Below are 12067 nucleotides of genomic sequence, written 5' to 3'. Positions count from 1 at the left end.
CTACTATTATTTTTAATGTTATTGCTTTGCCCTACTCAAAACATAGTAACCTATCACACCTCCAAAGATAGAAGCTACAAAAATACCTATCTTGGCTTGCGTTATATATTCCTCGCTTGTAAAGGCTAATGAAGTTACAAATAAAGACATGGTAAAACCAATAGCTGCAAGAAGGCTCAGTCCAAAAAGAGTTTTAATATTCATCCCCTTAGGAAAAGGAGCTACTTTTAATTTTACCAAAACAACCGTAAAACCTACTACTCCTATTACCTTTCCGACCAATAAACCAAGTGCTACACCTAGAGCTACATTTGTACTAAACAAATGATCAAGATCAATGGCTAAAGATACACCAGCATTGGCTAAGGCGAAAATAGGAATAATTAAAAAAGTAACCATAGGATGCATCATATGCTCTAAACGCTGTAAAGGCGGTATTGCACAAGCGGTGCTTTTTTCTATCTCTTCTAAAATATGCAATTGTTCATTAGTCAAGATAGGTTTAGTATTATCGGGATCTATTGCCTTGAACTTATCTAAAAGTCCTTGTATCTTTTCACTAAATACTTTTTCACTAATTCTAACATTAGCAGGAATTGTAAACGCTGCTAAAACTGCAGCAATAGTGGCGTGGACACCTGATAATAAAAACGCTGTCCATACCCCTCCTATTCCTAAGATAGCGTAAAACAATATATTTCTAACTCCTATTCTATTACCTAAATACATAACAACTAAAATGGAAGCTCCCAATAATAGATGCAAAGTTGAAATCTCAGAAGTATAAAAGAAAGCTATAACAAGTACAGCCCCTAAATCATCAACGATAGCTAATGCCGTTAGAAACACTTTTAATGTTAAAGGTATTCTACTTCCTAATAAATAAAGAACCCCCAAAGCAAATGCAATATCGGTTGCCATAGGAATTCCCCAACCATTAGACATCTCTCCGTTTGGATTTAAGGCCAAGTAAATAACTGCAGGAACAACCATACCTCCTAATGCCGCTCCAATAGGCAACATTGCCTTTCTAGGATTAGATAACTCTCCCGCTACAATTTCTCTTTTCAGTTCTAGACCCACCACAAAAAAGAAAATAGCCATCAATCCATCATTAATCCAATGATGTAAACTATATTCAAAAAAACTATTTCCTGCCCATTGAAAACCAAACTTATATTCCAAAATATGATGATAATGTTCTTTTAACGAGGAATTAGCTAATACAAGTGCAATAATTACACTTATCCCTAATACTATACCACCTGACTTCTCTTGTTTAATAAATCGTTGTATAGGTGATACCATCCTCTCTATAGGGGTCTGATTTAAATGGCTCATAAAAATAATTCTACTTTTTTAATGTTATAAATAGTTTACAAGTCAAAAATAGAAAATTAATTTTGCTGGCTACTATACAATATTTATTTATATGAATTGTAAATCATATTTAACTTTTATAACATTTTTGTTGCAATTATATTAATATTCATACAAACCTAAATCCCCTCTAAATAGTATAGGCAAAGACTAATCAATTTAACATAGAGATTCTAGTATAATTAAATAATTCTATCAGGACAGCTTTTATTTTTTTAGGATTTATCTTTAAAATAAACAAACCTTTTTATTTTCTATCTAGAAAGCATATAAATGAAAGCAACAAAAGTAAACTTAATTCAAAAACCACTTGAAAATAAATATCAAGTGGTTTTAAAAAAGAAGCAACAAATTATTAATAAAGTTTTTTATTTTGGTAAATGAATTAATAATATTAAAAATTTGATCTTTTATTTATTTTTGATTCAAGTCTAGTATACAACTTTTTACTTGTTCAACTAATTGTTTTTTTAAACAAATGTAATTAGTATTAACTTTAGAAAGTTTTTAAACCAATTCAACTTCATAATGCCAGTAATATTTAAATAATATTTTAGTTCTGATCCTGAATTAAACGCAGTAATATGGGGTCATCTTTTATTTCTTTTTCTCAAGTCATATTTAATACTGCATTACTGCCTTACAAAGGTTGCTTTTATTGATTAACTATGTGTTATATAAAAAACATAAGAGATTACAAAATTCACACATCTTATTTGCTAACTTTCTATTGCCTTGAGTTTGTTAAAAAGTAGTCCAATCTGAATTGATCTCATAATCTAAAATGGGATCTACATCATTTTGCACATTAAATTTACCATAAAAACAAGCTAAATCTGAAACAAGAATTTGACGTGTAATTTCTATAAGTTGCATATTAAAACCATCTAGTTGTAAGACAAATTGAAAGCTTATAACTCGAGCTATCATTTTACCTATAAGTATTAAATTACGTTGTTTTAATGTATTATCAATATTTAAATCTAATTGAGAGACAAAATATTCAGCACTAAAACTTGTGCGTTCATACAACTTTAAAAAATCATATAGATTCGTTTCTTTAGCTTGTCTCATCAATTTTAGTATACCCTCCGCAATTTGGGTATACAACATTTCGTTTGATCCTTCAAAAATTTGAAAAGGTCTACTATCTACTAAAGATCTTCCAGCAATATGGTCTAATCGATATCCATTAGCCCCAGCTAATTGTAAACTAATTTGGGCTGATTCTTGCATTAAATCTGTAACTAATGCTTTTAGTACATTAGCCTCAATACTCATCGAAGCTACGTTTTTGTCAATTCCACTTGTATTAGTGCTAAAAAGACACATACCAGAACATAATGTGTAAGCGGCTTGGATTTTTGCAATTTGATTTTTAACCGAATCAATAGCCAACAAAGGTGTGCCCCCGACTAGCCTTTCTTGGCAATGTGTTAAGGACTCATCTAAAAGCCTTTTAATAAAACCTAATCCCATACCTGGGAATTGAAGCCTGCTGCGATGAAGCGTATCAAGCATTAATTTAATACCTGTTGTTTCATTAAGTAATTTTTGCTCCTTAGCAACAACTATATCAATTTCATTAATACCATAAGCAATAGCATATAAACCCAAGTTATTATAACGATGAACCATAGGAATATGTTGATGTTCTTTGCTGTTTTCAGAAACAAAAAAATCAATATCTCTTGCTAATTCTCCATTTGGCTTACTCTCTCTAGCCGCTACAATCCAAAAATCGGCTATACCACTTAACCCTTGCCAATGTTTTTGTCCTTTAATATGATACATATTTTGCTTTTGCTCAAAAGCTGTTTTCATATTCAAAGCGTCGCTCCCATGTGCTTTTTCAGTGATCATTAATCCCCCCATTGCTTTATTTTCTATAAACTCTTTAAACACTTTTTGCTGAACGCCAATCTGTCCATATTTAGCCAAAGGTTCTAAAAAAAGAGCAATATTTATCCCAAACATCAACGAAAGAGGTAAGGATTCATAAGAAGCTGCTGAGAGAATTTGCAGGCATTCCTTTACTTTTATCCCCCTACCTCCATACCTGTGAGGGATAGCTACAGATAAGGGAGTTAGATCCATAATTTCATCCACTAATTCAGCTGGAAAATCACGGGTAAGTCCCAAAGCATTATAATTATATTTTTCTCGAAACAGATATTTTAATCGCCTCTTAAATTCTTCAATATAAATATTAAAATCAATATCTTCTACTAATGCATTCATCTCTATTATCTTTTACAAATTAAAACTTCTTGATTGTCGCAGAATTTATAACCTTGGCATAGCAATAATATTTGCTGGAATTTAATTTTTATCAATAATAAAAAAACCACCTGACGACAACAAATATCAAGTGGCTTTTAAAGAAGCAACAAATTATTAATTAAGTTTTATTTATTTCGGTTAAGAATTAAAATTTGATATTCTGTTTACTTCCAATTAAAGTCTAGTACGCATCTTTTTACCAGTTTCACTGATTGCTTTTTCTGTACAGGCTTGTGCCTTAGTATTACATTCTACAGCTTTTTCAACCAATCCATCCTCATAATGTTTTGCAGCATCTAAATGATATTTTACAGCTGATTCTAAATGACCAGCCGCTTCACGATGATTCTTGATTTCATTTTGTGAACTACTAGCTAAGGCTTTGCTTTTTTCATCTTTCTTGTCCATATGTCTTGTGTTTTATTTTGTAGTTTAATTACTACAACACAAAGATGGAAATTATTGATTATAAAAGCATTACACAATAATCATTATCTATTATATCATTCACACATCTTCGCGATTTATCCTTTTCTTATCTTTGAGCTTTTTAAAAAAAGTTGGGGTCAAACCCGTGACTTTTTTAAATTGAGCAGATAAATGTGCTACACTACTATAGTTAAGCTTATAGGCAATCTCAGATAAATTTAATTCATCATAAATCAGAAGTTCTTTCACTCTTTCAATTTTGTGAACAATACCAAATTGTTCTATTGTAGTACCTATAGATTCAGAAAATATATTAGCCAGATAAGTGTAGTCATAATTTAACTGTTTACTTATGTAATCTGATTTTTTTATTTTTAAAACCTCTATATCACCATACACCATTTCAATTACTACTTTTTTAATTTTCTCAATCAAAATAGCTCGTTTACTCTCCATGAGTTCTAATCCTGTTTGAAGTAAAGCCATTTTTAATTGCGTAAACTCTTCATTGGTCAGTTCTTGTTTTAATTCTACTTCACCAAGATCCACACTGCCATAAATGATTCCGAGTTTATCCAGCTCCATCTTCACTATCATCTTACAGCGAAAACTCACCATGTATTTTATGAAAATCTTCATACTTAAGAACTTTTATCTAAAGGTAACCTAAAGAATTGATTAACTGATGTTAATAGTCAAAAAAAGCGAATTGATATATAACCTATAAAACAAAGAGGAAAATCTATATAGATCTTCCTCTTCTAGCAAAACGCTGTTTAGTTAAATCTCCAGCAGAGATTCCCTAAAAAAATATTGATAAAAACCAAGCAAGGTAAGGATATCGAAAAAAATTACTTTTGGGCATTCAATACCAACGTCTGTTTTCTTACCCCGCTTTTTATTCAACATTCATTTAACCCAATCATGAAATTATTATTCTATTTTGATAAATGGTTGTGGTCAATTTTTGAACTGTATTCCACCACCTTATTCGTGCTATCTAGTGCTTTTACATTGCACTCAATAGCTTTATCAATATCTCCATTTTCAAAATACCTAGCTGCATCAAAGTGATACTTTACAGCTAATTCTAAATGATTGACCGCTAAATTGTGATTTAGGATCTTCTGTTCCAAAATCTTTTGATCACTTTGAGTTTTTATATCCATATTTATTACCTTCAATAACTATATTTGCATTACTTAAAGGTATAATTTACTTATCGAAAAAGCATTATATAACAATTGATATAAATTATATATTTCACACATTAAAACATACTGTTAATAACTTCCGAAAAGAAAAAAACTTTTTATATATTAAAATACCCTATCTGTAGACTATCGAATTAGGTCTCACTTTTTAATTGATTAAGCAAACCAGTTATATTACATAAGGCACATGCCTTATGTAATGATATTAAATTACAACATCCTTATTTCAATTGTAGTAAAATCTAAAATTAGATTTAGGTCAATGTAGTTTGAACAAACCAAATTTTAATCCAGACATCCAGATTTTAAGAAATAAAGTGCACCCTAAAGTGCACTTACAGTTATATTAAATTGTTTTATAACAAAATAATTACACTTTACTCTGTTTTTCATATTTATTGATTAAATCAATCACTTCTGAGCGCTTTTTATTCATTTTTTTCTCAAGACGATTTAATAAATCATTCTCCTTTCCCACCTCATACTTCAAATCAACGTCTGTCAATTGCGAAAATTGCTCTTTTAACTTTTTTGACGATTCATCCCAATTTGAAATTTTAACTACTTCCAATCTTTGATTATTATTCATAATAAAGAATTTTATTATAGCTTAATTGCTATTTAGTAAATGTAGCGTTTATAAACTCCTTAGTTTTATATAATAAAAAATAATGTTTATATAATAAAGCTATTTTACAAATTCTATCACTTAATTTTTTTTATAATAAAAACTACCTAAATTTAATCACTATATTGCGTATGTTATTTATAATTAAGATTTTACATCTTGTGTAAATAATACAATTCTAAACTGAATTATTGAAAATAATATCCGATATAACTTATGGCTACTAACCAAGATCAAAATCACCCCCCAATTGAAATTTGAAACTAAAAATAATACAGTTAATAAATTAATTACAGTAGCTTATTTTATTACTATAAAATATAGTCCAGATTATTTTTTGACTATGTTTAAAAAATTATACAACAAAGATCAATTATATCTTATTTATATCGATCATACTTGCTCTTTAGAGGTAAAAAATAGGATTCAAACCTACGTTGTGCATTTATCAAATGTATACATATTAGATAGTTTCTATCTACAAACAGATAGTTATAATAAATACAAAATTCAATTAAATGCGATGCAATATTTATTAAATGTCAGCGCTAAATGGGACTATTACATCAATTTAACTGATGACCATTACCCCTTAAAATCTCAATATAGAATTTGTGAATACTTAAGTAATAATAAAGAGCATAATTATTTTATCTATTATGATAAAAGCAAGTATAATCTAGATACTTATAATAGTAATAAACATAACTATAGTGGCTTAATTGCACTAAAAGACGCTAGTTTTAGTGAAAATACAATCATACCGTATATGGGTAATACATGGTTAATACTAACACGAGATTCATGTGCTTTTCTCTCTTACAGTAAACTAGTTGATCATTATATAGAATTATATTCAAATTCATTATTACCTTCTAATTCATTCTTTGCCACTATCTTATTAAACTCTGATCACAAACGCATAATAATCAATCATGACCAAAGAATATTATTTTCAAAAAGCGAACCAGTTGAATTAATTCTAAAAAAAATAAAATCTAATAATCATTTTTTTATAAGAAAAATGAATTTGACGTCTAACAGTATAATAGACAAATGCATTGAAGATAATTATCAATTACCCCTAATGGATAAAAAAGAAAATAAAAATGAACTAGGGCTAAATAGTAATCAACAAAATTGAAATAAATTTGTATGTAAAATATTTTACTGATACTAACTAAGTCTATTTTTTAAAATCTAAACTTAAAAACCCCGCCTTTAAAGCGAGGTTTTTTAGAAGTCTCTTATACTTCCATATTATATACCGATAGATTATTTTCTTTTAACATTCACCGCTATTAACCCTTTTTGACTATGTTGTAGATCAAAAACAACATCATCATTTTCACAAATATTATCTAGTAGTCCTGTTGTATGTACAAAAATATCTCCACTTCCGTTTGTTTGTGCAATAAATCCAAAACCTTTGGATTCATTAAAAAATTTTACTTTACCTTCTTGCATATAGGTTTTTATTTTAATTGATTTATATTCACTTTTACACTTATCTTTTAAGTATAAGATTACATTTATATTTATTTAATTACAAAGATGAATTTAACTCGACATTACCGGAATAGTGAATCCAATGAGTTTTTCAATTTTCTTAAGATCCTTTAACTGATCTTCATCACAAAAAGAAACTGCGGTGCCTTGAACACCTGCACGCCCTGTTCTACCAATTCTATGAACATAACTCTCAGGTTCATTAGGTAATTCATAATTTAATACATGAGGTAGTTCAGCTATATCAATACCTCTTGCTGCAATATCCGTTGCTATAAGCACTCTAATGCGATTATTTTTAAAATCATTTAATGCTTTTAATCTTGCATTTTGTGATTTATTACCGTGAATAGCAGCTGTATAAATCCCCATACTCGCTAGCTTTTTCACTAATTTATCTGCCCCGTGTTTAGTCCTTGCAAACACTAAAGAACGCTTTATTGACTTATCCTTTAGAATAGTAAAAAGCAAATTCAACTTTTCTTCTTTTTCGACAAAGTAGATGGATTGCTTAATTGTTCTGGCTGTAGAAGAAATAGGAGTAACTGTAATCTCTATTGGATTTCTCACAATTTGTAAAGCCAATTTTTTTATTTCGATAGGCATAGTAGCCGAGAAAAACAACGTTTGTCGTTTAGAAGGTATCTTTGTAAGTATTTTTTTTACATCCTTTACAAACCCCATATCAAGCATGCGGTCTGCCTCATCAAGTACTACAATCTCAACATGACTAAAATCTAAACAATGTTGATTTAACAAATCCAACAAACGTCCTGGAGTAGCAATTAATATATCAACGCCACGATTTAGTTGAGCTACTTGCTTTTTTTGTGGCACCCCTCCAAAAACAGCTAAATGTCTTAATCTTAGAAACTCACCATAGATTTTAAAATTCTCATTAATCTGAATAGCTAATTCTCTTGTTGGAGTTAAAATAAGAGAACGGATTACTTTTTTCGAACTGCTTTTTTGATTTAAAAGCTGTAAAATAGGTATTGCAAATGAAGCTGTTTTACCAGTTCCTGTTTGTGCACACCCAATTAAATCTCTCCCTTGTAATATATGCGGAATTGTTTGCTCTTGTATAGCTGTAGGCGTCTGATACCCCACTTTACTAATTGCCTCTAGTATGGGTTGAATTATATTTAATTTTTAAAACTCATCTTGATTTGACTGGAATTACCAGTATTTATTTAACTCCTATATATAGTTTTAAATAATCTGGAGTAGTTAGATTATAAAAAACAAAGCCTCTTATCTGAAAAAAATAGGTAGTTAAATTATAAGACCATCTAATATTTAAAGAAAATTAAATTTAAAACCTCTTATTACTTTTATTTTAGTTGTTATAAAAATTAGTATAATCAAAAATCCATTTAAAAAATGTATTAATAATTTTTAACTTTTACAAAAAGTTACTAACATTATATATTTAGCAATAAATAAAATGTACTTTTTAACGAAAGTAATTGTAATTAAGACAACTGAAAGCAAAAACTGAGAAAGAAAAAATGTTTTTGACTATTTTCAGATAAGGCAAAAGGCAGAAGCCTGTTTATAAATTCTTGACAAAGATAGATCAATTTATTTGAATTACAATAAAATAAATTGATCTAGATAATAAAACAGTTTTTTTAAACTTAATTGATAATCTCATCAATTGGCAAAAAGAAAATATTTATTGAACCAAATTTTGCTCTTTTAATTAGCTATATAATTTTATATTAGCATTTTTTGTACTAAATTAAGTATAGATAATATTATCATTGTACCTTTTAACAAACTACTCAAAATATGTCAGAGACTATATCAAAAGAAAAAGTAAAGCTACAAATTATCAAGACATTACATATAATTTCAGCCTTTATGCTAATTGTATTAGGAGTAAGTATTTCTATTGATACCTTTAGTAATATTTCTTATTTAACTGGGGATACTTATATGAAAATTCAATTGTGGATTTGTATTTATTTTTTACTAAGTCTATTCATTGAGTTTATTTTATCAAAGAAGAAATCAAAATTCTTTTGGAATAATATAATTTTTATTCTAATTTCTATTCCTTATCTCAATATATTTCAAGCCTTAGAAATTAGTTTCTCCTCTGAAGTAAAATATTTCTTTCGATTCATTCCCTTAATTAGAGGAGGATATGCACTTGGTTTTGTCATTATCATGTTAAGTAGAAAGAAAATTTCGGGTTTGTTTTTCTCTTATATACTAATTTTAATATCATTAATATATTTTTATAGTCTTATTTTTTATGTTTTTGAACATGAAATCAATCCAGATGTAAATTCATATTTTGATGCTCTTTGGTGGGCGGCTATGGGAGCTACTACTACTGGCTCTAACATTATTGCAATTACTCCAGTTGGTAAAATATTATCTGTTATAACAGCTATTTCTGGCATTACTATGTTTCCTTTTTTTACAGTATATGTCACTTCTTTAGTACAGCGAAAAGTTGCTTTTCAAGGAAAAAAAGTTAAAAGTAAAATTAAGTAGTCTAATTTATCATAAGTAAAATATTATCTCAATGCTATATATTTACTTTTTTCTCTTTTCTAGAAAGTAAAAAAATCCGTATTAGAATATTATCTTATAAGGATTTTTTCATATTATTCTTTTATTGTTTTATAAATAAGAAAGTTATAGCAAAACATTAATTATCTATCATTACAAAAGTTAATAAAAACAAATACAACGAATAACCAAATTCAAGTGAATTTAAAACTAAATTCACAATCATAAATATCTAAGGCAACCTTTGTTTGCTTTTTTATACAAGAATCAAATACTGATTCCCATACGCGTTGTGCAATCAAATGATAAATACTTTCTTTTATAGCGCTAAGTCTATTTGTGGTTAATAGCCCATGATGATTGGTAACCTTCACATCATTCACTATCTTCTATTAAACCTTGCAAGCTTTAATTTTAAAAGCAGGTCATTATACCTACTATCATCAGAAAGTACTTTTAATAAACTGGGAATCTCCCGCCATAAATCCCCAGGAACATACTTACTCGATGTCTGCGGATAGGTAATAAACTTCTTTTCATACAAGCTTAGAGCCATCCAAAGAGCTCATAGGCTCTTTTTTGAAGTGAGGTTAAATCAAAAAGTAGTTGAGAATCTTCTTTAACAGTCTTTATTTCTACTTTTGTAATGATAGATTCGCTTTGTTTCTCAATGCGTTTGAACGCTTGTTCTGCCTTGTGTTGATCCTCTGACTTATCAATTGAGAGTGACTTGAATAATACTCCTTCTTTTTGATGGGTAAGTTCTAGTTGATAATACAGCTTCTTTGTAAAAGAAGTATTCTCTATATAGCTTGTCGAATTATTTTACTCTATTTCAAAGTGTAAAAAAAAAGTTCGATTTGCTTAAGGATAATTATGTTTTAGCCTTCAAAGCAGTAATAAATATCAAGTATTACTTATAGTATTACTTAGTGACAGTTAGAGAAAAATTAACCATTCTCAAATGTGAGATCAGTAAACAAAAATAGACTATCCAAATTTGGATAGTCTATATAAATCAAGCACTTATATTGATTCAAAAAGTAAAATATTACTAGGCTCAAATTTAAGCTCAGTGAATACATGGCGCTAATAGAAACAAATAAGAACTCAATTGAGCGGCTTATGTGTTAAAAACCTCCCTATGCAGGTTACCAATTTTTTTTAATTTTCTGTTTGTGATTGTAGATATTTTCTTTCAAATTTTTTCTTCGTGAGTTTTATTGAAAATTTTTATAATACCAGTCATATCATTTTTTATTCTAATATTCTTGTAAGACGTAATACAATTGATTTATTCATATTGACATATTTTGCCTAATAACTCTTATTTATTTCCACGTCTACTTTTACATGAGGGTAATATCCTTTACTAAATTTTGTTCCATTACTTTTCAAGAACTCATATACTTTCTTTTTTTCTTCAGAAAATTGATCAATAGATGTCAACTCAAATTCAACTATATGATAAATCAAATCAAACATTAATGTTTCCATTATCATATCCAACTCTTCTTGGCTAATTTCGTGTTTCATAGAAATCTGTAATAAAGTTTATCCTAATACTTTCTTCTTACTAATCTTTTTCATTCTCCTGTCAACAATGTCTATATGTTGTAATTCATTCGTTCTGTTATCTTTTAGAAAATTATATGAATCCTGGATATCTTTTGTCATCTCTGAAACAGAACTTATATTATGCTCTAAAATATACATCAATAAAGTATGAAGCATAATATTCATTACTGAATTAAGTTGGCTTTTATCTCTAAAGTTTACTTCCATTGTTTTTTATTATTGATTAAGCAGTGTAAAATGACTGTATCAAATTAAAACAGTCATTAACAATAAGATGTAAGATATATAGCTCCTTACACAATGCTAATTATAAAATACGATATTACTCAAAATATAGAATTCACAAAAAGCTGTCTTAAATAATTAAGACAGCTGGACGCAATTTTTTATACGATTTAAGCTCCCTAGGCCCACGTATTATAATGCTAATATAAATAAAAAAATTATATTAAAACAAATTATATTAAAATTTAATTATTTATTGTTAATTTCCATGATACTTATACAAAATACTACGTGT

Annotated in this window: 13 protein-coding genes; 2 read left to right on the top strand and 11 right to left on the bottom strand. The window is 28.3% G+C overall.

What is annotated here, in order from left to right; genetic code table 11:
* Positions 1 to 18: 18 nt before the first annotated feature.
* The 6 genes from nhaA to RH98_RS01555 all read right to left on the bottom strand — a co-directional run bounded on the left by nhaA (position 19) and on the right by RH98_RS01555 (position 5895).
* Entirely contained in the window at positions 19 to 1341 is a 1323-nt protein-coding gene (gene nhaA, locus RH98_RS01580) for a Na+/H+ antiporter NhaA (RefSeq protein WP_010249760.1), read from the bottom strand.
* A gap of 783 nt (positions 1342 to 2124) precedes the next feature.
* Entirely contained in the window at positions 2125 to 3621 is a 1497-nt protein-coding gene (locus RH98_RS01575; RefSeq protein ID WP_010249758.1) for an acyl-CoA dehydrogenase family protein, read from the bottom strand.
* 216 nt (positions 3622 to 3837) lie between these two features.
* Complete coding sequence (locus tag RH98_RS01570) at positions 3838 to 4071, bottom strand: hypothetical protein (protein WP_010249756.1); 234 nt, start codon at positions 4069 to 4071, stop codon at positions 3838 to 3840.
* Positions 4072 to 4170: 99 nt separating this feature from the next.
* Entirely contained in the window at positions 4171 to 4731 is a 561-nt protein-coding gene (locus RH98_RS01565) for a helix-turn-helix domain-containing protein (RefSeq protein WP_010249754.1), read from the bottom strand.
* Positions 4732 to 5030: 299 nt separating this feature from the next.
* Positions 5031 to 5261, bottom strand: a complete 231-nt coding sequence (locus RH98_RS01560) for a hypothetical protein (RefSeq protein ID WP_010249752.1) — start codon at positions 5259 to 5261, stop codon at positions 5031 to 5033.
* A gap of 415 nt (positions 5262 to 5676) precedes the next feature.
* The gene (locus RH98_RS01555) at positions 5677 to 5895 is read right to left on the bottom strand and encodes a hypothetical protein (RefSeq protein WP_010249750.1); all 219 of its coding nucleotides are present in this window, start codon (positions 5893 to 5895) and stop codon (positions 5677 to 5679) included.
* Positions 5896 to 6184: 289 nt separating this feature from the next.
* Between RH98_RS01555 and RH98_RS01550 the strand changes: the two genes are divergently transcribed.
* Positions 6185 to 7078: a beta-1,6-N-acetylglucosaminyltransferase gene (locus RH98_RS01550; RefSeq protein ID WP_010249748.1), complete on the top strand. Its 894-nt coding sequence runs from the start codon at positions 6185 to 6187 to the stop codon at positions 7076 to 7078.
* 131 nt (positions 7079 to 7209) lie between these two features.
* On the opposite strand, the gene RH98_RS01545 is transcribed toward RH98_RS01550, so the two are convergent.
* Positions 7210 to 7401 carry a cold-shock protein gene (locus tag RH98_RS01545; RefSeq protein WP_002992085.1) on the bottom strand — a complete coding sequence of 64 codons (192 nt, stop codon included), beginning with the start codon at positions 7399 to 7401 and terminating at the stop codon, positions 7210 to 7212.
* Between the two features lie 93 nt (positions 7402 to 7494).
* A complete protein-coding gene (locus tag RH98_RS01540; protein ID WP_010249746.1) occupies positions 7495 to 8553 on the bottom strand; it encodes a DEAD/DEAH box helicase in 1059 nt (352 codons plus the stop codon).
* A gap of 684 nt (positions 8554 to 9237) precedes the next feature.
* Here RH98_RS01540 and RH98_RS01535 point away from each other — a divergent pair.
* Positions 9238 to 9951: an ion channel gene (locus tag RH98_RS01535; protein ID WP_010249745.1), complete on the top strand. Its 714-nt coding sequence runs from the start codon at positions 9238 to 9240 to the stop codon at positions 9949 to 9951.
* Between the two features lie 564 nt (positions 9952 to 10515).
* On the opposite strand, the gene RH98_RS15975 is transcribed toward RH98_RS01535, so the two are convergent.
* The 3 genes from RH98_RS15975 to RH98_RS01520 form a co-directional block, all read right to left on the bottom strand.
* On the bottom strand, positions 10516 to 10749 hold the full coding sequence (locus tag RH98_RS15975; RefSeq protein ID WP_231738184.1) for a DNA topoisomerase: 234 nt from the start codon (positions 10747 to 10749) through the stop codon (positions 10516 to 10518).
* Positions 10750 to 11286: 537 nt separating this feature from the next.
* Entirely contained in the window at positions 11287 to 11505 is a 219-nt protein-coding gene (locus RH98_RS01525; protein ID WP_002992054.1) for a hypothetical protein, read from the bottom strand.
* A gap of 18 nt (positions 11506 to 11523) precedes the next feature.
* Positions 11524 to 11754: a hypothetical protein gene (locus RH98_RS01520; RefSeq protein WP_010249741.1), complete on the bottom strand. Its 231-nt coding sequence runs from the start codon at positions 11752 to 11754 to the stop codon at positions 11524 to 11526.
* Positions 11755 to 12067 lie beyond the last annotated feature (313 nt).

Source organism: Myroides injenensis M09-0166 (genome assembly GCF_000246945.1).
Classification (GTDB): Bacteria; Bacteroidota; Bacteroidia; order Flavobacteriales; family Flavobacteriaceae; genus Flavobacterium; species Flavobacterium injenense.
This window is presented reverse-complemented; position numbering and strand designations above follow the sequence as displayed.

Coding starts and splice junctions, on each gene's coding strand:
- nhaA (WP_010249760.1), bottom strand. CDS start 1,341: ATGAGCCATTTAAATCAGACCCCTATAGAGAGGATGGTATCACCTATA.
- RH98_RS01575 (WP_010249758.1), bottom strand. CDS start 3,621: ATGAATGCATTAGTAGAAGATATTGATTTTAATATTTATATTGAAGAA.
- RH98_RS01570 (WP_010249756.1), bottom strand. CDS start 4,071: ATGGACAAGAAAGATGAAAAAAGCAAAGCCTTAGCTAGTAGTTCACAA.
- RH98_RS01565 (WP_010249754.1), bottom strand. CDS start 4,731: ATGAAGATTTTCATAAAATACATGGTGAGTTTTCGCTGTAAGATGATA.
- RH98_RS01560 (WP_010249752.1), bottom strand. CDS start 5,261: ATGGATATAAAAACTCAAAGTGATCAAAAGATTTTGGAACAGAAGATC.
- RH98_RS01555 (WP_010249750.1), bottom strand. CDS start 5,895: ATGAATAATAATCAAAGATTGGAAGTAGTTAAAATTTCAAATTGGGAT.
- RH98_RS01545 (WP_002992085.1), bottom strand. CDS start 7,401: ATGCAAGAAGGTAAAGTAAAATTTTTTAATGAATCCAAAGGTTTTGGA.
- RH98_RS01535 (WP_010249745.1), top strand. CDS start 9,238: ATGTCAGAGACTATATCAAAAGAAAAAGTAAAGCTACAAATTATCAAG.
- RH98_RS01525 (WP_002992054.1), bottom strand. CDS start 11,505: ATGAAACACGAAATTAGCCAAGAAGAGTTGGATATGATAATGGAAACA.
- RH98_RS01520 (WP_010249741.1), bottom strand. CDS start 11,754: ATGGAAGTAAACTTTAGAGATAAAAGCCAACTTAATTCAGTAATGAAT.